Origin of the sequence: Kitasatospora sp. NPDC058063 (genome assembly GCF_042885395.1) — a bacterium.
GTDB classification, from domain to species: domain Bacteria; phylum Actinomycetota; class Actinomycetes; order Streptomycetales; family Streptomycetaceae; genus Kitasatospora; species Kitasatospora lactacystinica.
The window spans coordinates 422210-443118 of sequence record NZ_JBHVSD010000003.1 but is presented as its reverse complement, the minus strand read 5'-3'; the positions used below and the strand labels follow the sequence as shown (position 1 = coordinate 443118).

The 20909-nt window shown below is 72.0% G+C and carries 16 protein-coding genes; 9 read left to right on the top strand and 7 right to left on the bottom strand.

Annotation, left to right across the window (positions count from 1 at the left end; translation table 11 throughout):
• Positions 1 to 24: 24 nt before the first annotated feature.
• A complete protein-coding gene (locus tag ACFVUY_RS07935) occupies positions 25 to 1197 on the top strand; it encodes a helix-turn-helix transcriptional regulator (protein WP_387689998.1) in 1173 nt (390 codons plus the stop codon).
• A gap of 13 nt (positions 1198 to 1210) precedes the next feature.
• On the opposite strand, the gene ACFVUY_RS07930 is transcribed toward ACFVUY_RS07935, so the two are convergent.
• Genes ACFVUY_RS07930 through ACFVUY_RS07905 form a run of 6 tightly spaced genes read right to left on the bottom strand, consistent with a single transcriptional unit; the run spans position 1211 to position 9874 of the window.
• Entirely contained in the window at positions 1211 to 4381 is a 3171-nt protein-coding gene (locus ACFVUY_RS07930; protein ID WP_387728143.1) for an amidohydrolase family protein, read from the bottom strand.
• Between the two features lie 11 nt (positions 4382 to 4392).
• Entirely contained in the window at positions 4393 to 5268 is an 876-nt protein-coding gene (locus ACFVUY_RS07925) for a N5-glutamine methyltransferase family protein (protein WP_387728141.1), read from the bottom strand.
• Positions 5265 to 6515 (bottom strand): aminotransferase class I/II-fold pyridoxal phosphate-dependent enzyme, encoded by a 1251-nt coding sequence (locus ACFVUY_RS07920; protein WP_359898889.1) that lies wholly within the window; start codon positions 6513 to 6515, stop codon positions 5265 to 5267. The genes ACFVUY_RS07925 and ACFVUY_RS07920 overlap by 4 nt, the downstream gene beginning before the upstream one ends.
• Entirely contained in the window at positions 6512 to 7408 is an 897-nt protein-coding gene (locus tag ACFVUY_RS07915) for a prephenate dehydrogenase/arogenate dehydrogenase family protein (protein WP_387728139.1), read from the bottom strand. Before ACFVUY_RS07915 ends, ACFVUY_RS07920 begins: the two co-directional genes overlap by 4 nt.
• Positions 7405 to 9516, bottom strand: a complete 2112-nt coding sequence (gene pabB, locus ACFVUY_RS07910; RefSeq protein WP_387728137.1) for an aminodeoxychorismate synthase component I — start codon at positions 9514 to 9516, stop codon at positions 7405 to 7407. The genes ACFVUY_RS07915 and pabB overlap by 4 nt, the downstream gene beginning before the upstream one ends.
• Before the next feature lie 37 nt (positions 9517 to 9553).
• Positions 9554 to 9874 carry a chorismate mutase family protein gene (locus ACFVUY_RS07905; protein ID WP_387690103.1) on the bottom strand — a complete coding sequence of 107 codons (321 nt, stop codon included), beginning with the start codon at positions 9872 to 9874 and terminating at the stop codon, positions 9554 to 9556.
• Positions 9875 to 10088: 214 nt separating this feature from the next.
• On the opposite strand from ACFVUY_RS07905, the gene ACFVUY_RS07900 reads away from it, so the two are divergent.
• Positions 10089 to 11759 carry a class I adenylate-forming enzyme family protein gene (locus ACFVUY_RS07900; RefSeq protein WP_387728135.1) on the top strand — a complete coding sequence of 557 codons (1671 nt, stop codon included), beginning with the start codon at positions 10089 to 10091 and terminating at the stop codon, positions 11757 to 11759.
• 63 nt (positions 11760 to 11822) lie between these two features.
• Here the strand turns inward: ACFVUY_RS07900 and ACFVUY_RS07895 are convergent, their stop codons facing one another.
• Positions 11823 to 12404, bottom strand: a complete 582-nt coding sequence (locus tag ACFVUY_RS07895) for a GNAT family N-acetyltransferase (protein ID WP_387728134.1) — start codon at positions 12402 to 12404, stop codon at positions 11823 to 11825.
• A gap of 107 nt (positions 12405 to 12511) precedes the next feature.
• On the opposite strand from ACFVUY_RS07895, the gene ACFVUY_RS07890 reads away from it, so the two are divergent.
• The 7 genes from ACFVUY_RS07890 to ACFVUY_RS07860 all read left to right on the top strand — a co-directional run bounded on the left by ACFVUY_RS07890 (position 12512) and on the right by ACFVUY_RS07860 (position 20858).
• Positions 12512 to 13750: an MFS transporter gene (locus ACFVUY_RS07890; protein WP_387728132.1), complete on the top strand. Its 1239-nt coding sequence runs from the start codon at positions 12512 to 12514 to the stop codon at positions 13748 to 13750.
• 244 nt (positions 13751 to 13994) lie between these two features.
• Positions 13995 to 15308, top strand: coding sequence for a phenylacetate--CoA ligase family protein (locus tag ACFVUY_RS07885; RefSeq protein ID WP_387728130.1), 1314 nt, complete (start codon positions 13995 to 13997; stop codon positions 15306 to 15308).
• Positions 15305 to 16669: a hypothetical protein gene (locus ACFVUY_RS07880; RefSeq protein ID WP_387728128.1), complete on the top strand. Its 1365-nt coding sequence runs from the start codon at positions 15305 to 15307 to the stop codon at positions 16667 to 16669. The genes ACFVUY_RS07885 and ACFVUY_RS07880 overlap by 4 nt, the downstream gene beginning before the upstream one ends.
• Before the next feature lie 204 nt (positions 16670 to 16873).
• Positions 16874 to 18079 (top strand): cytochrome P450, encoded by a 1206-nt coding sequence (locus ACFVUY_RS07875; protein ID WP_359898873.1) that lies wholly within the window; start codon positions 16874 to 16876, stop codon positions 18077 to 18079.
• Positions 18080 to 18094: 15 nt separating this feature from the next.
• The gene (locus ACFVUY_RS07870) at positions 18095 to 18307 is read left to right on the top strand and encodes a ferredoxin (protein WP_387728126.1); all 213 of its coding nucleotides are present in this window, start codon (positions 18095 to 18097) and stop codon (positions 18305 to 18307) included.
• Between the two features lie 272 nt (positions 18308 to 18579).
• Positions 18580 to 19818 carry an esterase/lipase family protein gene (locus ACFVUY_RS07865; protein ID WP_387728124.1) on the top strand — a complete coding sequence of 413 codons (1239 nt, stop codon included), beginning with the start codon at positions 18580 to 18582 and terminating at the stop codon, positions 19816 to 19818.
• A gap of 11 nt (positions 19819 to 19829) precedes the next feature.
• The gene (locus tag ACFVUY_RS07860; RefSeq protein WP_387728122.1) at positions 19830 to 20858 is read left to right on the top strand and encodes an alpha/beta fold hydrolase; all 1029 of its coding nucleotides are present in this window, start codon (positions 19830 to 19832) and stop codon (positions 20856 to 20858) included.
• The last annotated feature ends 51 nt before the right edge of the window (positions 20859 to 20909 follow it).

Sequence of the window (20909 nt, the reverse complement as noted above, 5' to 3'; positions counted from 1 at the left end):
CAAGGGGGAAAAATGATCGCTGCCTTGACGGATCCTCGACAACTCGGTGAGTCCGAGCACCGCGTGCTCGACGCGTACCGCGCCAGAATGGGCGACGCGGACGTCATGCTGGACGTTCCGGCGGGCCACGACCGCTCGCTCACCGGGCTGCTGGTCGCCGGTCACGCGCTCGAACGGGGACGCAGCGTGGCCTACTTGACCGACGACAGCGACCGGGTGCTCTCGCACGCGAGCGTGCTGCCGGAGCTGCCGGCGGTGCGCCGGCTGCACGGGCAGAGCTCGCTGAGCGACATCGTCGCCTACTACAACGCGCAGGCGCTGGGCGTCATGGACTTCGCCACCTACTTCAACACGAGCCCCAAGGTCGAGCTGGCCGAGGTGGTGGTGTTCGACGACTGGCACACGGCCTGCGAGATGGTCGGAAGCCTGTTCACGCTGCGGGTGGACCGCCGGCTGCAGCGCCGGGCCTACGACGGCATCTGCGACCTCGCGCTGTCGCTCGGGGACGAGAGCTACGCCACGGTGGCGCGGATGCGGCACGAGGGCGCCGACAGCCTGCTCTCGCCGCGGCAGCTCGACCTGGCGGACTGGGCACGGATCGCCGACCGGGCCGCCGAGGTGCTCACCCCGGAACTGTGCACGGAGGACGACAGGTTCACCTGGCCGCGGCTGCAGCCCTGGCTGCACCAGTGCCGGGTGCTGATCGCGCCCGCCGGTATCGAGATCCGTCCCCCGCACCAGCTCATCCGGACGCTGCCCGGCTACCGCCACGCCGACCAGCGGGTCTTCCTCACCCGGCAACCGGTCGAGCCGGCGGTCGAGCCCGCGAAGGTCGGACGGGACCTGCGGCTGCCGGACACCGACCGGCTCACGCTCTCGCCGAACATGCGGGCCGCCGTGGCGTACCTGCGGGGGAACTACGCGGACAGCGGTCTGACACTCGGTCGTGTCGCGCGCAGTGCGTACATGAGCCAATATCACTTCTCCCGCCGCTTCAAGCAGGAGACCGGCTGGCGGTTCATCGACTTCGTCACCGCGCTGCGGCTGACCGAGGCCGGACACCTGCTGCGCAACACCACCATGTCGATCACCGATGTCTCCCGTACGGTCGGCTATCAGGAACTGAGTCACTTCCAGCGCACGTTCAAGAAGTGGTTGGGCACCTCCGCGTCGGGCTACCGGGGCGTGTCCCGGTAGCCCGACCGCACGGTCAGTGCTGGCAGCACTGACGCATGCTCCACTCCGGACGGTGCCAGTAGTGAGCGGGGTCCTGCGAGGCCGACGGCGCGGCCGGGCGAACGGTCACGACGGGCGCCCCGGCCGCCTCCGCCGCCTTGGCCGCCTTGGCCGGCCGGAACGGCGCGAGGATCTCCGGCACCGTGCGGGTGACGCCGGCCACCATGACCGACCGCACCGCGGCCGCGGCGCGGATGTCGGTCAGCGGGTCGCCCTCGACCATGACCAGGTCGGCGATCCTGCCCGGCGCCACCGCGCCCAGCTGGTCGCCGTAGCCCAGCGCCCTGGCGGCGTTGCCGGTCGCGGTCATCAGCGCCTCGCGCGGAGTGAACCCGTACTTCACCAGCACGCGCAGGTTCTGGTGCGCGCTGACACCGATGTCGTCCAGCGGCGCGTCGGTGCCGAAGACGACCAGGCCGCCCCCGCGGTGCACCCGCAGCAGCGCGTCCACCATGCCCCTGGTGATCCGCTGGTCGAGCTCGCTCTCCGGACCCGGCTGCGCGGCGCCGTCGGCCTTGGCCACCAGGCGCCGGTAGTCCCAGTCCGGGAACAGCACCTTGGTGCGCTCGTCCTCCACCAGCGACCGGTCGCCGGCGTACAGCTCGCTGGCGAAGATCATGGTCGACGACACCCACATGCCGCTGGCCACGAGCAGGTCCACGGCGTCCTGGGACATCCGGAAACCGGCGTAGCTCAGCGTGCGCGAGTAGTTCAGCCGGTGGCCGCCACCGGGGTGCTCCATGCCGTCCAGGCCGGTGTGCGCCGCCGGGTACAGATAGTGCGAGGTGACCGGCACGCCCATCGCGTGCGCCCTGGCCACGATGCGCTGCTCGAAGGCCACCGGCATCCGCATGTACGACTTGATCTGGTCGTAGTCCAGCCCTTCGGCGCGGTCCAGTTCCCGCTCCAGCTGCTGGGCGGTGTGGACCGGCCGCATGCAGTTGTAGAAGGCCCGGCTGCCGTCCAGCGCCTGTCCCGAGCCGAGGTAGCGGGGGCCGACCCTGGTGCCGGCCTCCATCGCCTCCCGGTTCTCCACCATCTGGTACGCGAGGTCGCCGGGCGACTTGCTCGTGGTCACGCCGTAGGACAGCCACAGCCGCCCCTGCCGGTCGCCCCACTGCTTGCCGCGCATGTTCCAGTGGTTGTGGGTGTCGATCAGGCCGGGCATCACCGTCAGCCCGGAGGCGTCCACGATCCGCGCGCCGCTGGGCACGCCGCCGCCCCTGGACAGCACCGCCTCGATCGTCGTGCCGCGCACCACGATGTCGACATCGCGGCGCAGTTGCTCGCAGCTGCCGTCCCAGAGCGCGCCCGCGCGCACGACCGTGGGCTCGCTGACCCGTGCCGGGCGGTAGGTGAGGTCGGCGGTGATCGTGCGGGCCGGGCCGCCGTCGGGCCCGACGGTGCGCAGCACGCCGTTGCACAGGTAGACGACGGTGCCGTCCGCGCTGATCGACAGCGAGTCGGTGACCTCGTCGGTCAGCTGCTGCGGCTCGCCGGTGATGGTGCCGTCGGCGGCCACCGGGACCCGCCAGGCGAGGCTCTCCGCGCCGAACACCAGGTGCCGGCCGTCGGAGGTCCACAGCGGGCCGTCGTTGTCGCGGGTGCTGATCGACCGGTCCGGCCCGATCTCCTGGTACCGGACCTTGTTGTCGGTCAGGTCCACGGTCAGCACCTGGTTGTTGCCGTTCGAGGTGCGCTTGGAGTACGGCATCAGCGCGGCCAGCGCGATCCTGCCGCCGTCCGGCGACCAGGTCGGCCGGCCCGGCTGGTAGAGCGCGGGCAGCACCTGGCGCACCGAGCGGTCGGCGACGTCGAACACCCAGGTCTGACCGGACTCGTCCTGGTAGGCGATCTTCGCGCCGTCCGGGGAGAACCGCGGCGCGAGCTGGCCGCCGGGCAGATCGGTGAGCCGGTCGGAGCGCCCGGTCGCCAGGTCCAGCCGCCACAGGTTGGCGGTGCCGGCGCGGTCGCTGACGTAGACCAGGGACTTGCCGTCGGGCGCGAAGTCCGGATCGGCCGCGAAGAACCCGTCGTCCACGACCTTGCGGGGCCTGCCGCCGATCGGCAGCAGCCACAGCGCGTTCAGCGCGCGGAACGCCACCTGCTTGCCGTCCCGCGACACCGCGGGGTCGGCCATGCCCTTCGCCCGGCGCGACGCGTCCGACACGAGGTTGCGCCGCTTGCGCTGGTAGTTCCGCCCCGAGTACGGCAGTTCGGCGGTGAACGGGATCTCCCGCACGGCCCCGGAGAGCGAGCGGCGGCGCAGCCGGCCGCCGGAGCTGTAGACGAACTCCTGCGCCGAGGTCCACGACACCGGCAGCGGCGGCAGGTCCTCGCCGGTCACGATCGCCTTGGCCCCGAGCATCATCGTGGTCCCGGTGCCGCCCGCGCTCAGGTAGCTGACCTGGCCGTCCGGCGCGTAGACCGGCGAGTACACCAGGGCGTCGGCCGGTGCGCCGAGCAGTTGCCTGCGCACGCCCGAGCCCAGGTCCAGCTCCTCGATGGCGCCGTCACCGACGACGTAGGCCAGCTTCGTGCCGTCCGGGGACCACACCGGGGCCGCGTGCACCTCGTCGGCGTCGGTGACGGCGCGCTGCTGCCCGCTGGCGAGGTCCAGCACCCAGATCCGGCTGACGTGGTCGCGGTCGGAGGCGAAGGCCACCTGCTTGCCGTCGGGCGAGAACCGCGGCTCCAGGTCGAAGCCCCAGCCGGTGGTGAGCCGGGTGAGCCCGGTGCCGTCGGCGTTGATCATCCACACGTCGTAGGCGGTGTCGAGGAAGGACTGGAACACGATCCGGCGCCCGTCCGGCGACCAGTGCGGCCGGGTCGCGTCGTGCTCCTCCGGCGTGATCCGCTGGGCCCGGCCGCCCGCGGCCGGCAGCAGCCAGATGCCGCCGGCGATGTCCACCGCGAGCCGGCGGCCGTCCGGGGACACCGCGACCCCGACGTTGGCGCTGTCCCGCACGGTCACGCTGCCCTCGCCGGGACGGCCGTCCGGCTGCGGCGTCTGCGCGGACGCGGGCACCGCGCCGGCGGGCACCGTGCCTGCGGTCAGCCACAGCGCGCCCGCGCCCGCGACGACCGCGCCGCCGCGCAGCACCTGCCGGCGGGAGAGCCTCTCGGATGGTGACGTGTGTTCCATGGTCTTCCTCGTTACTTTCTGCGCGCGGTGGTGTACCGGGGGGTGCCCCAGTGGTCCACGCCGTAGCTGATGCCGGTGAAGGCGTCCTGTTCCCGCAGCAGGGACATGACCACGTCGGCCTGCTCGTCGTCGTGCTCGATCGCGACGCCGCCGCCGGAACGCAGCAGCCGGGTGGCGGCCGCCACCACCGCGCGGATCACGACGAGTCCGTCCTGGCCGCCGAACAGCGCGGGCCACGGCTGGTGCTCCTGCCATTCCGGCGGCAGCACGACGCCGTCCACCACGAACGGCGGATTGGCCAGCAGCAGGTCCACCGTGCCGTCCAGGTCGGCGAACATCGCGGGGTCGGTGACATTGCCGGCGTGCAGGATGATCGGGGTGTCGCCGAGTTCCGCCTGCCGCGCGGCGTTGCGGCGCGCCCACGTCAGGGCCACCGGGTCGAGCTCGATGGCGTGCACGGTCGCGTCCGGCCGGGCGTGCGCGACCGCCAGGGCGATCGCCGCCGATCCGGTGCACAGGTCCACCGCGAGCGGCTTGGACACCTCGCCCACCACGTCCAGCCCCCAGGCCAGCAGCGGCTCGGTGTGCTTGCGGGGCACGAAGACGCCCGGGCCCACCGCGACCTCGACACCGCCGAGCACGGCACGGCCGGTCAGGTACTCCACCGGCGTGCGGTCGGCCCGGCGGGCGACCAGGTCCCGCAGCCGCGCCAGATCCTCCCGGCCGAGCGCGGCGTCGAGGGACAGCCGCTCCACGGCGCGGCCCAGCACGTACTCGGCCAGCTTCTCGGCGTCCCCGCGCGGCTGCCAGGCGCCGGCCTCGGCGAGGGTCTTCTCGGCGTCCGTCAGGAACGCACCCAGCGTCGGTTCACCAGTGTCGGCGGTCATCCGTTCCGGACTCCTTCCAGGATGTTCGCGGCCGTCTCCAGATGGCCGCGTTCGTGCAGCGAGGACAGGGCGAAGCGGATCAGACCGGTGCCCTTGGCCACGGTGGGGAAGAAGGCCGGCAGGATGAGCACCCCGGCCTCCTTCAGCGTGGTGGCCGCGCGGAAGGCCGCCTCCTCGGTGTCGAAGTGCGCACCGCGCACCGGGGACCGCAGACCGGCGTTGACGAGCCGGTTGCCGGTCAGCTCGTCGAACACCTCGGTGTTGCGCCACAGCCGCTCCTGCAGCGCGGCGACCTCGCCGTCGAGGTGCAGCCGGGCCGAGGCGACGTTCGCGGCCAGCATCGGCAGCATGATCGAGTGCCCGAAGACCAGCGGGTTCGCGAACTTGCGCAGCACCCGCACGTCGTCCTCGCTCGGCACCACGGCGAACCCGCCGCAGCCGCCGAACGCCTTGGACAGCGAGCCGGCGATGACCACGTTGGGCGGCAGCCGGTCGCCGAGCGCCTCGAAGGCGTAGCCGGCGCCGTGCTTGCCCGCGACGGAGATGCCGTGCGCGTCGTCGATGTAGAGGTGTCCCCCGTGGGGCGCCAGCGCCTCCAGGATCCCGGCGACGTCGATCAGACCGCCCATCGAGCCGACGCCGTCGATCAGCACGATCGGCGTGCGCCCGTCGCGACGGGCGTCGCGCAGCGCGGACTCCAGCGAGTCGGGCGTCTCCAGGTCGAACCGGCGCGCGGGGCCGATCTGGTCGAGGACCCCCCGCAGCACCTGCATCGAGGAGTGCGCGGTCCGGTCCACCAGGAAGGTCGCGCCGCCGGGCGCGATCGGGTAGCTGGGCAGCGCGCCGGCGCCGAGCAGCGGCAGCAGTCCCAGGTGGACGGTTCCGACGGAGGTGAAGGGGACGACCTTGTTGCCGCGGTACACCGTGGAGAGCAGGTCCTCCAACTCGCCCAGGTAGTGCGGGCGCATCCGGTTGCGGGAGGTCGACAGGTGGACGCCGAAGCGGCGCAGCGCCTCCTCGGCGGCCGTCACCAGCGCGGGGTGCTCCTCGAGACCCAGGTAGGAGCAGGACACGAACTCCAGCGCCTCGGTGCCGTCCGCCAGGCAGACCACCTTGCCGGGCTTGCGGCCGGTGACCACGTGCCCGGTCAGGCCCTGCTCGAACGCCACGTCCAGGGAGTCGGACGTCTTGTTGATGCGGGACTCGACCCAGTTGGCCGGCTGTGTCTCCTGCTGCGGATGGATCATGTCGCCTCGATTCGGGTGGACGCGGACAGGGCGTCGAACAGGTGGGCACAGGTGTCGCGGTGCTCGTCCAGGGCGGTGCCGAAGAGGTCGCGCAGCCGGCCCTGCGCCGCGGCGAACCCGGCTTCGTCGCCGCCGTCGATCAGGTCGGCCAGTCGGCGCACGGACGCGGCCAGCGCACCGCGGGCCCGCGCGGCGTCGGGATTGGCGACCTGGATGTCCCAGTACACCTCCGGTGTCCCGGAGGCGATCCTGGCCAGCAGGGCCAGCAGGGTCGCGTGCGGCGGCGGGGCGATCTCGCCGAGTTCGCCGATGTCGGTGCCGAGTTCCTCCAGCGCCAGCCCGAAACCGAGCACGCTGGCGTGGGTGAGCACCTGCGCGGCGGCGGTGAGCCGGTCGTGCCGCTCGGCGTCGAGCAGCACCGGTCGGCCGCCCCACTCGGCGAGCAGCCGCAGCAGTTCGGCCGCGGCCGGCCCGTCGTGCACCACGACGGTGGCGACCGGCTTGCCGGGCATGCCCAGGGCCGGCGCGAACATCGGGTTCAGGCTGACGGCCTGCACGCCTTCGACGCCCTGGAGCGCGGTCACCACGGCGTCCTTCACGGACAGCGTGTCCACCAGCAGGGCACCGGGACGCAGGTGCGGAGCGATGAGCGGGATCGCGGCCAGCCCCGTGCGCTCGGGCACCGCCAGCAGCACCAGATCCGCCTTGCCCAGCTCCGCGACCAGGGCGTCACCGGGCGCGGTGATGTCCCCGGCGATGTCGCCGCCGGCCGGGTCCACCACGACGACCTCGGCGCCCGAACCGGCCAGCAGCGAGGCGAACATGCCGCCGACCGCGCCGGCGCCGCCCGCCACCAGACAACGCCGCAGCGACCGAACTCCGGCCCCGCTCATGCCAGTCCTCCCAGCGCGGGGCGCAGCGCCGTCGCCGCGACCGCGGTGAGCACCGCGCGCGATTTCACCACGGTCTCCTCGTACTCCTCGTCGGGGTCCGACAGCGCCACGATCGCGCCGCCGACGCCGAAGCTCATCCGCTCGCCGGTGGCGACCAGGGTCCGTATGACGATGCTCAGGTCCGCGGCGCCGGACAGGGCGAACCAGCCCAGCGAACCGCTGTAGACGCCGCGCGGCCCCTCCTCCAGTCGGTCGATGATCTCCATCGTGCGCACCTTCGGCGCACCGGTCATGGAGCCGCCGGGGAACGCCGCGCGCACGCAGCCGACCGCGCTCTCCTCCGCCCGCAGCGTGCCGCGGACGGTGGAGACCAGCTGGTGCACCGGCGCGTACGTCTCCACGTCGAACAGCACCGGGACGTGCACCGAGCCGATCTCGCACACCGTGTTCAGGTCGTTGCGCACCAGGTCGACGATCATCAGGTTCTCCGCGCGGTCCTTCTCGTGCGTGGAGAGGTCCAGCTTGAGCAGCTCGTCCTGGTCGGGAGTGCCGCCGCGGGGCCGGGTTCCCTTGATGGGCTTGGACTCCACGACGCCGTCGGCGCCGATCCGCAGGAACCGCTCCGGCGACGCGCTGAGCACCGCGACCTCGGCGAAGTCCAGGAAGGCTCCGTAGGGCACCGGGCTGATCCGGCGCAGCCGGGAGTAGGTGTGCCGGGGATCGATCCTCTCGTCCACGGTGACCGTGTTGGTCAGGCAGATCTCGTAGGACTCGCCGAGCCGGATCTCGTCGAGGCACTCCTCGATCCGCTTGAGGTAGCCCTCGCGGTCGTGGCGCGGACGGGCGGTCTCCCAGCCGGCCATGTCGGCGGCCTCGGCGCCGGCCAGCACGCCCGTCCGGCCCGAGTCGTCCGCGGCGGACCCGTCGAGCCGGGACAGCCGGGCCGCCGTTTCGTCCAGCCAGTCGAGCGCGGCCGCCTCGTGCTCCGGGGTGCTCAACGCCAGCAGGTACGACCGGTGTTCCGCGTGGTCGACGACCAGCGCGCGGTCGGCGAACAGCAGGGCGGCGTCGGGGGTGTCGGCCCGGTGCACCCGGGAGCCACCGGTCTCGGCCTTCAACTCGTAGCCCAGGTAGCCGACGTAGCCCAGGTTGAAGTCGAACGGCAGACCGTCCGGGGCCGGCAGCGACCGCGCGGCCAGACTGTCCTGGAGGTAGCCGAAGAAGTCCTGGTGGACCTCCTCGACCCGGCCGTCCGAGTGGGTGACGGTGACCAGCCGCCGGCCGACGTCGTAGGAGACGTACTCGGCCAGCGGTCCGCTGTCGTCGCCCATGATCGAGAACCGCGAGCGTTCGTGGCGGGTCTCGCTGCTGTCCAGCCAGAAGCTGCGGGTGGAGCCGGAGAACAGTTCCCGGTGCGCCGCGTCCGGGTCCGGCTCCTGCGCCGCCTCGCGCACGTGCAGGCGCAGATCCGACGTGGCGTCACCGCGCGCCGGCCGCGCGGCCGGTGGGGGCGGGGCGACGGCCGGAGCGGGGCGCGCGTCCATCGCGAGGTCGCGGAAGTTCGCCAGCAGCAGCCTGCCGTGCTCGCTGCTGATGGATTCGGGGTGGAACTGGACGCCCCACAGCGGGTCCGTCCGGTGGCGCAGGCCCATCAGCACGCCGTCCTCGGTCCACGCGGTGCGTTCGAGCACCTCGGGCAGGTCGGTGACGGTCAGCGAGTGGTAGCGCACCACCGAGAACGGCGTGGGCAGCCCGGCGAAGACGCCGTCGCCGGTGTGGTGCACCAGCGAGCTGCGGCCGTGCATGGGCTCGGGCGCGAGGCCGACCTTGCCGCCGAACAGGTTCGCGATGCCCTGGTGGCCGAGGCACACGCCGAGCACCGGCCGTCCCGACTCGAGGACGGCGCGGGAGCTGATGCCGAAGTCACGGGCCCGGTCGGGCCGGCCGGGTCCGGGGGACACCACGATGCCGTCGAACTCGGCCATCCGCTCCGCCGGGAATTCGGCGTCGTTGCGCACCACGACCGGCGCCCGGCCGGTCACCTCGCCGAGCAGCTGGTACAGGTTGTAGGTGAACGAGTCGTAGTTGTCGATCAGCAACATCCGCATTGCCCGGTCTGTCCTTCCTTCAGTGTGGCCGTGGTGCCTAGCTCGCCGGGGTGTTGCCGATGACCAGGTCCTCGACCCGGCAGGTCTCGGCGATGATCAGGTCGTACAGCCGGCGCAGGAAGTCCTGGTCGATCCCGTTGCGCTCGCCGTACCGCGCGGCCCGCTCCTGCACGATGCCGATGCGGTGCGGCTGCATCATCGGGACGCCGTGCTCCCTCTTGTGGTGGGCGACGCGCACACAGACGTCGATCCGGTCGCGCAGCACGTCCAGCAGACGGGCGTCGATGCCGTCCAGTTCGCCCCGCAGTTCCTCGAGTTGACGGTCCGCTTCGCCGGATCGTGCCGCCGAATCCCCCATGGTCACCTGGAATCTCCTCGTGATCGTCTCGCCCGCCGAAGGGCTCTTCCAGATGTACCTGCCAACGGCGGTCCGCAGGAGCCCGCGCGGCGGTTGCGGCAACAAACGCGGTCTCGCGCAACAACCGAGGTCCACATGCGCAAGAAAGACCTTGTCGCTTCCGGCAGGCCCACGGACGATCGGTTCCCGGAAACCATCACCGGAAGGCGCGCCGATGACCTTGTCCGCTCGAACCCTGCTGTCCGCCGAGTCACGTGCGAAACTCGCCGCGGATCCCCGTCTCGGGGGCGGGAACGTCCTGGAGTCGGCGCTGGCCGTCAGCCCGAACCCGGACCTGCCGTTCATCGCCACCGGCCGGCCGGTCGCCACCTGCGACGGCGGGACGACGACCGAGTTCAGCCTCCGCGGGCTGGACCGGCTCGTGCAGAGCTGGTCGGTCTGGTACCTCGACCGGGGCGTGCGGCCCCGGGACCGGGTCGCGGTCCACATCGAGGACTCCTTCGCGTACTCGGTCCACCTGCACGCGCTGGCGACCATCGGCGCGATCGCGGTGCTGATCAACAGCAAGGCCACCAAGGAGAACGCGCTCGAACTGATCCGGCGCACCGAGCCGGTCGGCGTGTACACGACCCGCGGCCGGCGCGACCTCCTCGGCCCCGAGCTCGCCGAACTGCCGGGCTCACGCTGGGTCGTACTGGCCGAGGACGTGCCCGCGCCGCCCCGGGCCGAGCTGGACGCCGGCGCGCGGTTCCGGCACGCGCCCGACGACCCGGTCTCGATCCTGCATTCCTCGGGCACCACGGGCTTCCCCAAGCCGGTGGTGCAGACGCACGCGTCCAGCGTCGCCGGCCCGCGCTTCCGGCTCACGAACTACCTGGACTCGCCCGACGACCTGATGATGGCCGCGCAGCCGCAGTCGCACCTGGGCTCGGTGGTGTACGTCAACTACGCCGTCCTGGCCGGCACGCCCATGGTCGCCCACTACGACCCCACCGGCGCCGACCTGGTCGACGCCATCCGCCGGTACCGGCCGACCACGGTGATGGCCTTCGCGCACGCGTTCACGGAACTGGCCGACGTCGAGGTCGCCGACGGCGCGGTCGACTCGGTGGACAGCTGGGTGACCATGGGCGACGCCATCCACGAGGCCCACCTCAAGGCCATCCTGGGCAAGCGCGACCCCGAGCTGCCCTCCGCGGTGTTCTACGACCGCTTCGGCGCCACCGAACTGGGCTGGGGCCTGATGGTGCAGCCGCGATCGCTGGCCTCGCAGCGCAACGACCGCTGCATCGGCCGTCCCGACGCGCTGTCCGAGGTCGTCGTGCTGCGCCGGGACGGCACCGTGGCCGACCGCGGCGAGATCGGACTGCTGGGCGCCAAGGGCCCCACCATCACCGCGGGGTACTGGAACGACTCCGACACCACCTACCGCAGCCGGCTGTCCGGGTACTGGCTGTCCGGCGACCTGGCGTACCAGGACGAGGCCGGCGACTTCTACCAGGTGGACCGGGCGGTGGACACCATCGAGACCGCGGCGGGCCCCGCGCACTCGGTGCAGATGGAGGAACTCCTGCTCAACGAGCTGCCGGTGATCGTGGACTGCACGGTCGTGGCCGGCCGGCACGGCGGGAACACGGTCGCGGTGGCGCTGGTCGCCGCCCACGGCGAGCACCTCGACCCGTCGCAGTTGCTCGCCTCGGCCAACACCGTGCTCGGCGCGGCCGGCCACCCGACGCTGGCCGTGCTCGAACTGACCCGCTCCGTCACCGACATCCCGCAGGGCGTGACCGGCAAGGTGCTCAAGCGTCAGCTCCGTGAGCGCTACGACACGCTCGCGGACTACCTCCTCGCGAGCGACCCCGCCGCGGTGGCCACCACCCTCTAGGCGAGCGGCCCCGTCGTGGTGGCCACCACCCTCCGGGCGGGCGGCCACCACGACGTGCGGACGTCATCCCCGGGCGACCTGAGTTCCCTCGGCGACGACGTCCGCGCCGGCCCACTCGGTGCCCAGCATCGCGTACACGGCCAGGTCCGCCCGCTGGCCCTTGAGCATCTCGCCCTGCACGAAGAACGCCTCCCGACGCATGCCGAGACGCTCCATCAGCCGCATCGACGAAACGTTGTTCCCGTTGCACATGCCGACCACCCGGTGGAAGCCGTACCGCTCGAACGCCAGCCGCAGCACCTCGCGGCCGGCTTCGGTGGCGTACCCGCGGCCGCCGTGGTCGGGGTTCATCACGAAACCGATCTCGGCGCGGCCCAGTTCGGCGCTCAGCCAGTCCAGGTTGAACTCGCCGATGAGCCGGCCGGACTCGCGCAGCTCCACCGCGACGGCCAGGTTGTCGCCCTCCCCCGCCAGCTCGGACTCCGAGATCCTGGTGGCCAGCGCGGTGCGCGTCTCCTCGCGGGTGCGGGCGTCCCACAGCAGGTACCGGGTCACGTCCGGACGGCGCTGGATGTCGTGCAGGTCGTCGATATCCGCCTCGGTGAAGGAACGCAGCACCAGCCGGTCAGTGACAACAGGATCCACGGGTGAGACTCCGAATTGGATTATTCGATGAATGGTCCAGCGGATACTAGCATCCGAATATCGGCATTTAGGGGAATCGTGAACACCTTGTTCCGCGGAGTACGCCGGTGATCCGTCGGCTGCCGTTGATCGCACTCGTCGCCGCGTGCGGCGTGTCCTCGTGCGGCGCGACGATGACGATGATCGCCCTTCCCTGGTTCGTGCTGTCCAGAACCGGCAGCGGCCTCCAGACCGGGGCCGTGGCCGCCGCCGAAACGCTCGGGCTGGTCCTCTCGGTGGTGCTGGTCGGCCCGCTGCTGGACCGGTACGGCGCGTGGCGCGGCAGCATCATCGCCGACCTGGCGGCCTCCCTCGCGGTCATCGCGATCCCGGCCGCGGAGGCACTGGACCTGCTGTCGCTGCCGGTGCTCGTGGTCCTGGTGTTCGGGATCGGCGCCGGCCGAGCGCCCTCCCGCAGCGCCAAACAGGTGCTGCTGCCCGCCGTGCTGGCCGCGACCGGCGTCCGCGTCGAGCGGGGCACCAGCGCGGAGGAGTCCGCGCTGCGCACCGGAGACCTGCTCGGCGCGCCGCTCGGCGGCATACTGATCGGGCTGATCGGACCCACCTGGGTGCTGCTGGCCGACGGCGCGGCACTGCTCACCGCGGCGGCGCTGGTGGGCCTCCTGGTCCGGCCCGCGGCCGCCGCCGGACGCGAACCGGCCGGCGGTGCGCACGGCTACCTGCGGGAGCTCAAGCAGGCCGCCGAGCACTTCCGGCGCGACCGGTTGCTACTGGTCATCGGCGTGCAGTGCGCGGCCTTGAACGCCCTCACCGTCGGACTGCTCTCGGTGCTGCTGCCCGCCTACGGACTGACCGTGTGGCACGACAGCACACTGGTCGGCGTGCTGATCGCCGCGTCCAGCGGCGCCAGCATCCTGGGCACGGCGCTGTACGGCTGGCTGGGCGACGGCGGCCGCCGATGGCGGGTGTTCGCGATCTGCTCCCTGGTCTCCGGCGCGCCCGTCTTCCTGGCCGTGGCGGCCGACCCGCACCCGGTGCTGCTGGTGCTGGTGGTCTCGGCCTGCATGATGGCGAACGGCCCGATCAACCCGGTGATCGCCGCGGTCAAGTACGCCCGGGTGCCCGAGGGGCTGCGCGGCCGGGTGTTCGCGGCGTTCCACGCCTCGGCCAACGCGGCCATGCCGGTGGGACTGCTGCTGGCCGGGGTGCTGCTGGACGCGGTCGGGCCGACCGCCGCGGTGCTCGTGCTCGGCGGGCTCTGCCTGCTCGTCTCGCTGTGGCCGTTCGTGTTCCGGGTTTGGCGGGAGTTGGACGAACCGGAACGCCTCCCGTCGACGGTCGGATAATTCGCGCAACAAATGCCGCCCTCAGCAAGAAATACCGCCCCATAACGCAAAGAAGCCGGTCGTCCGGTCGTCCGGCGGAATCTAGTGTTCGGGCGTCGACGGAATGGGAATGGGACCACGCGAATGCCCGGTGCGGCCGGCCCGTCGGCGCCGGGGCCGCGCGGGCGAGAACGCGCCGCGCGGAGCCGTCCCGGCAGGCACGGTGATCGTGCGCGACGAGATCAGCACACAACGGAGGTTCCCGATGAACACCGGCATTCGGCTCGCCGCCGACCTGGACGCCATCAGCCGGGAGGAGATCGAGCGACTGCGGGCGCACAACTTCACGCGGTTGGTGACCGCGGCCCGGCGCACACCCGCGGTGCTGCGCCGCTGGCCCGGGCTCGACTCCGTGCACAGCCTGGACCGGTTGCCGGAACTGCCCGTGCTGACCCCGTCCGCGCTGGCCGACGGCTGTCCGCCGCACTCGGCGGAGTTCCTGATCGACGGCGACCAGCCCGGCATGGTGCTTCGTTCGAGCGGGACCTCCAGCAAGGTCAAGATGATGTACCACTCCTGGGCGTTCAACGAGCAGGTGTCCGCGCTCGGCGCGCGCGGGCTGCGCGCGACCCTGCCCGAGCCGCCCCGCCGGGTGGCGAACTGCCTCTACGGGGCCGAACTCAACGGATCCTTCCTGTTCACCCAGGAGGTCGCTCGGCTGCTCGGCGCGCGGGTGTACCCCCTGGGCAACGTCACCAGCGTCGCGGAGACGGCGAGGATGATCTCCGAGCACGCGATCGACACCTTGGCCGCGCCGCCGGGGTACGGGGTGGACCTGCTCACCGGAACACCCCCGGACCTGCTCGCCTCGATGCGGACCTACCTCTACATCGGGGAGAGCCTCGGCGCCAGCCGCACCGCGGCGCTCACCGCCGCCCTGCCCGGACTGACGGTGCGCTCGCTGGCCTACTCCACCACCGAGACCGGGCCCATCGGCTACCAGTGCCAGTGGCTGTCCGGCAACGACCACCACGTGCACGAGGACGCGATGGTGGTGGAGATCGTCGACGAAGAGACCGGGCTCGCCGTGGCCGCCGGCGAGGAGGGCGAGGTCCTGGTCACGCCGCTGAGCGACACCGGCATGGCCCTGTTCCGCTACGCCATCGGCGACCGGGGCCGGCTGAGCACGCAGCCGTGCCGCTGCGGCAGCCAGGCCTCCGTGCTCACCCTGCTCGGCCGGGCCCGGCAGTCGCTGAACGTGGACTCCGAGACCGTCTCCGCCGACCAGTTGATGTCGCGGCTCGCCCGGTTGGGCATCACCGATCCCGCCGACTGCCAGTTGCAGGTGCTCTGGACCGTCAACCGGTACCGGGTGCGGCTGCTGCTGTCACCGAGCACACCCGCGGACATCACCGTCGACGCGGTGGTCGCGGCCTTCGCGGACACCGTGGAGCTCAACCAGATCGTCACCGGCCCGCGCTGCCTGGGGTTCACCGTGGAGCACGTCGAGCGCGGCGACTTCGAGCGCACCGAGCGCGGCAAGGTGCCCACCCTCTACCAGCGAACGGTCACCGCATGAACCGGAACCCCTGCCCCGTCACCCAGTCCTACCTGGACGAATGCGCCGCCGAGGGGCGCGACGGCCTGCGCGGGGTCGTCGACCACCTGCGGTTCCCGCCGCACTTCACCGCGGCCTTCGACGGGCGGGTGCTCGGCCGGCCGCTGTTCGTCGAGGAGACCGCGATCCGCGGCGTCGCCGACCGGCTCATGCGGTTCCACGACCTGATCGTCTCCCTGCCCGGCAGGCTCCACGGCGGCGACGTGTTCGCCTACGGCGAGGCGCTCGGGCTCGACCGCCGGTCGGTGGAGATCGTCCGCCGGAACGGACTCGTGCCGCCGATCCCGTACGGCCGGGCCGACCTGCACCGCGACGGCGACTCCTGGCGGCTGCTGGAGTTCAACATCGGCGCCGACCTCGGCGGCATGGAGCGGACCGGCGACATCCCGCGGGCGCTGATGGACGTGCCCAGGTTCCGGGAGTTCGCCGAGAAGCACCGGCTGACCTACCCCGACATCGGGGCGGGCATCGCCCGCATGCTCACCCGCTGCGCCGAGAGCGTGTCCGCCGCCGGCACGCCGGTGGTCGTGATGCTGGAGAGCAACGGCCGGGTGGCCCAGTACCGGAAGTACATGCTGCCCTTCCAGGAGTACATGCGGGGCAAGGGAATCGACCTCCGGCTGGCCGAGGTGGGCGAGTTGAGCTCGCCGGGCGGGAAGATCCACCTGGACGGCACCCCGGTGGACGTGATCCTCCGCTACGTGTCGGTGGACCAGATCCTCGCCGACCCCGAGGTCGCCGCGGCCATGGAGCCGGTCTTCCGCGCCCACGAGGAGGGCCGGACCGTGCAGCTGACCCCGATCTGTACCGACCTGCACGGCAACAAGGGCATCCTGCCGATGCTGCACGACCCCCGGTTCCGGGCCGCCCTGGCCGAGGACGAGCTGGCCCTGATCGACGGAATGCTGCCGTGGACGCGGTCGATGGCCGAGGGCACGGTCGAGGTGGACGGCGACGTGGTCGATCTGATCGATTACTGCCGCGCCCATCGGGAGGACCTGATCCTCAAGCCGAACAACGACGCGCGCGGCGGCGGCATCGTCGCCGGCTGGGAGACGTCCGACGGGGACTGGCGGCGGGCCCTGACGGAGTGCGACCGGCGACGGTTCCTGGTGCAGCGCAAGGCCCCGGCGCAGCCGGAGCCGGTGCAGGACGCGGAGACCGGCGAGGTGCGGGACTGGCTTGCGACCTGGGGCGTCTACCTGACCGACGAGGGGTACGCGGGCACCTACATCCGCGCGCTGTCCGAGTCCGCCGGCAGCGCGGTCGTCGGCTGGGACGCGCTGCCGCAGCTCACCGCCGTGTTCAGCTACCCGGCCTGATCCGTACGCGCGGGCGAGCCCGGGCGCGGTATTGCCTTAACCTTCATCCATTGCAACGCCCCATTGCGTTCGAGTTCAGCGTCATTGCATCAATTTACCGTCGCTGAGCTGGAAAGAAGCGTTCCATGTGATTGACGTCGAGTCAGAAACGACCGTAGCTTTCCAGTTGTCCGAACGTTCGGCAACGCGAAACGAGGAACGGCCATGGGTGAATCCCCGCACACCGTCACGACCATGCCGGTGGCACGCCGCCCCGGCTGTCCCTTCGACCCGCCCGCCGAGCTGACCGACGCCCGCCGGCACGCGCCGATGAGCCGCTACACCTTCCCCGGCGGGCAGCCCGGCTGGCTGGTCACCGGATACGACCTGGTCAGGGCGGTGCTGGCCGACACGAGGTTCAGCTCGCGCAAGGACCTGATGCTCCACCCGACCATCGACTACGGCGACTTCCAGATCCCGCCGGCGCCGCCCGGGGAGTTCGTCCTCATGGACGAGCCCCAGCACAGCCGCTACCGCAAGCCCCTGACGGGCAGGTTCACCGTACGGCGGATGCGGCTGCTCACCGAGCGCATCGAGCAGGTCACCACCGCCCGCCTGGACGCCATGGAGGCGGCCGGGCCCCCGGCGGACCTGGTGACCGCGTTCGCCAAGCCCATCCCCGCCATCGTGATCTGCGAGCTGCTCGGGGTGCCGTACGAGGACCGGGGCTCCTTCCAGGAGCAGGTCGACTCGTTCATGAACGGGGAGACGAGCGACGAGGACATGATGGCGGCCTACGCCTCGACCCAGGAGTACCTGGCCGAGCTGGTGGCCGCCAAGCGCGCCGACCCCACCGACGACGTGCTCAGCGACCTCACCGACAGCGATCTGACCGACGAGGAGCTGAAGGGGATCAGCCTGATCCTGCTCGCGGCCGGTCTCGACACCACCGCGAACATGCTGGCCCTCGGAACCTTCGCGCTGCTGCGCAACCCGGACCAACTGGCCGCACTGCGGGGCGATCCCGCGCTCGCCGACCGGGCCGTGGAGGAACTGCTGCGGTACCTGAGCGTCGCCAAGACCTTCATGCGGACGGCCCTGGAGGACGTCGAACTCGGCGGCCGGACCGTCAGGGCCGGCGAGCGGCTGATCCTCTCGTTCAACACCGCCAACCGCGATCCCGAGCGCTTCCCCGATCCCCATGTGCTCGACCTGCGCAGGCAGGACGGCGGACACCTGGCCTTCGGCCACGGCATCCACCAGTGCCTGGGCCAACAGCTGGCCCGCATCGAGATGCGGGTCGCCTTCCCCGCGCTGCTCGACCGCTTCCCCACGCTGCGCCTGGCCGTACCGCCCGAGGAGGTCGCCCTGCGCCCGGAGATCGCGGACATCTACGGGGTCAAGAGCCTCCCCGTCACCTGGGACGCGTGATCGATGAGGATCACCGTGGACGCCGAACGCTGCATCGGCTCCGGAATGTGCGTCCTGACGGCCGGCGAGGTCTTCGACCAGCGCGAGGACGACGGCACGTCGTTCGTGCGGCAACCCGAGCCTGCGGCCGGGGCGTTGGACGCGGTTCGCGAGGCGGTCGCGCTGTGCCCCGCGTCGGCGATCAGCCTGTCGGCCGACCCGCGGCACCAGGGCGGGTCCGACTCATGACCGTCCGGTGCATGACCGTCCGGTGGAAGAACGGCGAGGTCCTCCGCCCGGCGGGTGCGGACCTCGGCGGCGACCGGTCTCCGTGAAGAGTGGAGCCGGGTCCCGCCTCCGGCCAGGTGGTGGACACCCATACCGGAACGCCGGAGGTATGTGACGCCTCCATAGGGACGGCACTGCGGCGTCCGTAGCGTGTCGCGCACTTGGCCCCCGGTGTGGAGGAGTGAACGCGTATGCGAAGGAACGGGCGTGGCAGGCGAAGAGGATTGGGCTGGGTGCTCGCGGGCGTCCTGGCGCTGGCCGGTGCGGCCGTCCCGGCGGGTCCGGCCGCGGCCGCGGTGCCGGCCAACCTGACCCTGGAGGCGACCTACAGCACCGTCGCCAACGGCTGGGACCGGGTCGAGCGCTACCTCGACACCACCACCGGCTTCCGGCAGGAGCAGTACCCGCCGGACGGCCGCGGCGACCAGGACGGCCAGCGGCTCACCTTCTTCGGCGGCGTCAAGCAGCCCTTCTCCGGCCGCTTCCTGCTCTACTCGGCCCCGGGCTGGAACACCGGCGCGCACCAGGTCCCGGTGCTGCTGGTGCACGGCGCCAACGACAACCCGGACCGGGCCTGGGCCAACCCCGGCGAGTCCGGCGGCTACGGCTGCGGCTCCATGTCCTGCCCGAACACCGGGCTGATGCAGAACCTGGCCGGGCAGGGCTACCGGGTCTTCGCGATCGGCTTCGCGCACAAGCAGGGCGACAACCTGATGCAGGCCCAGGAGGTCGGCGACGCCGTCGCGCTGATCCGCGCCAAGCTCGGCGTCCCGCAGGTGGACGTGGTGGGCTGGAGCAAGGGCGAGATGTCCTCGCGGGCCTACGTGTCCTCGGTGAAGCCTTCCTGGGGTCGCCCGTACGCGGGCGACGTGCGCAAGCTGATCACCCTCGGCGGCCCGAACGGCGGCTACGACTACCCGTTCGCGCACGGGTGGGCGCACGACTTCTCGATCTGGCCGCAGTGCGGCGGTGCGGTCAACGCCCCGTCCCCGCACCTGCGCATGACCTGCTACGGCACCTACACCGCGCACCCGGAGTTCTCCTTCACCCCCTCGGGCGGCTACGACAACTACCCGGGGCAGCGGCAGATGCTGGCCCGCTGGGACTCGGTGTTCGGCATCGACCAGACCCAGCAGGACTGGTACACGACCTACTACGGCGGCCAGGGCTTCTACACCGACGGCGGCGGCATCCAGGCCGCGATCAACGCCGGCTCGCTGATCGCCCCGCTGCACCAGGCCGGGGTGCCCTCCTCGGTGACGGCCTACCTCCTGGCCGGCGGCACCCCCAGCATCGTCGGGATCTTCAACGAGAACCGAGGGCCCAGCGACGGCGTGGTCTTCGTGGCCAGCGCGCTGGACAAGACCGGCTACGGCACCGTCGGCGGCACCGCGCTGATCGCCCTCGCCAACCACCTGCAACTCGGCTGGGACAGCGCGGCGAGCGCGCAGGTCGCCAGTTGGCTGAACTGAGGACATCCCGGATGATCACCGATCGACTGATCCCCACCGACCGGCTCACCGTGGGCTACGCCGAGATCGAGGGCCGCACCGGGGAACCCGTGGTCCTGGTGCACGGCAACGTCTCCTCCGGCGTCTTCTGGCACTCGACCATGACCGGGCTCCCCGCCCGCTACCGCCCGCTGGCCCCCGACCTGCGCGGCTTCGGCCGCACCGAGCCGCTGCCGGTGGACGCCACCCGGGGCCTGCGCGACCACAGCGAGGACCTGCTCTCCTTCCTCCGGGCGCTGGCCCTGGGCCCGGTCCACCTGGTCGGCTGGAGCATGGGCGGCGGTGTGGCGCTGCAACTGCTGCGCGACCACCCGGAGCTGGTCCGCTCGCTCACCCTGGTCAACCCGGTCTCCCCGTACGGCTTCGGCGGCACCCACGGGGTGGACGGGCGGCTCAACTCGCCCGACGGGGCGGGCTCCGGCGCCGGCGGCGCGGCCCCTGATTTCGTCCGGCTGCTGGGCGAGGGCGAGACGGGCGCCGAGTCGCCGTTCGCGCCGCTCTCGGTGCTGAACACCACCTACGTCAGCGAGCCGCTGGCGGAGCCGGACCCCTACGTGGCGGCGATGCTGACCACCCGGACCGGGGAGGACCACTACCCGGGCGACAGCCGCACGAGCGACGCCTGGCCGGGCTTCGGCCCCGGCGAACGCGGGGTGCTCAACTCGATGGCGCCGACCCACTTCCGGATCGACGACCTGGAACTGGTCGAGCCGAAGCCGCCGATCCTGTGGATCCGCGGCACCGCCGACGTGATCGTCTCCGACACCTCGCTCTTCGACCTGGCCCACCTGGGCGCCATCGGTGCCGTCCCGGGCTGGCCCGGCGCGGACACCTGCCCGGCGCAGCCGATGGTGGCCCAGACCCGCGCCGTACTGGACCGCTACGCCGCCGCCGGCGGGCGGGTGCGCGAGGTCGCGGTCGAAGGTGCCGGGCACAGCGTGCAGTTGGAACGGCCGAAGGAGTTCCTGACCGCGCTGGTGGAGGTGCTGGACGGGGCCTGACGGCGGGACGGCCCCCTGCGGGTCGAGCAGTCCTGACGGACGGGGAAGGGC

Bases quoted from the DNA above. Each gene is read 5' to 3' on its own strand.
- ACFVUY_RS07930 (WP_387728143.1), bottom strand. From the start codon at position 4,381: ATGGAACACACGTCACCATCCGAGAGGCTCTCCCGCCGGCAGGTGCTG.
- ACFVUY_RS07925 (WP_387728141.1), bottom strand. From the start codon at position 5,268: ATGACCGCCGACACTGGTGAACCGACGCTGGGTGCGTTCCTGACGGAC.
- ACFVUY_RS07860 (WP_387728122.1), top strand. From the start codon at position 19,830: ATGATCACCGATCGACTGATCCCCACCGACCGGCTCACCGTGGGCTAC.
- ACFVUY_RS07885 (WP_387728130.1), top strand. From the start codon at position 13,995: ATGAACACCGGCATTCGGCTCGCCGCCGACCTGGACGCCATCAGCCGG.
- ACFVUY_RS07900 (WP_387728135.1), top strand. From the start codon at position 10,089: ATGACCTTGTCCGCTCGAACCCTGCTGTCCGCCGAGTCACGTGCGAAA.
- ACFVUY_RS07905 (WP_387690103.1), bottom strand. From the start codon at position 9,874: ATGGGGGATTCGGCGGCACGATCCGGCGAAGCGGACCGTCAACTCGAG.
- pabB (WP_387728137.1), bottom strand. From the start codon at position 9,516: ATGCGGATGTTGCTGATCGACAACTACGACTCGTTCACCTACAACCTG.
- ACFVUY_RS07880 (WP_387728128.1), top strand. From the start codon at position 15,305: ATGAACCGGAACCCCTGCCCCGTCACCCAGTCCTACCTGGACGAATGC.
- ACFVUY_RS07920 (WP_359898889.1), bottom strand. From the start codon at position 6,515: ATGATCCATCCGCAGCAGGAGACACAGCCGGCCAACTGGGTCGAGTCC.
- ACFVUY_RS07875 (WP_359898873.1), top strand. From the start codon at position 16,874: ATGGGTGAATCCCCGCACACCGTCACGACCATGCCGGTGGCACGCCGC.
- ACFVUY_RS07915 (WP_387728139.1), bottom strand. From the start codon at position 7,408: ATGAGCGGGGCCGGAGTTCGGTCGCTGCGGCGTTGTCTGGTGGCGGGC.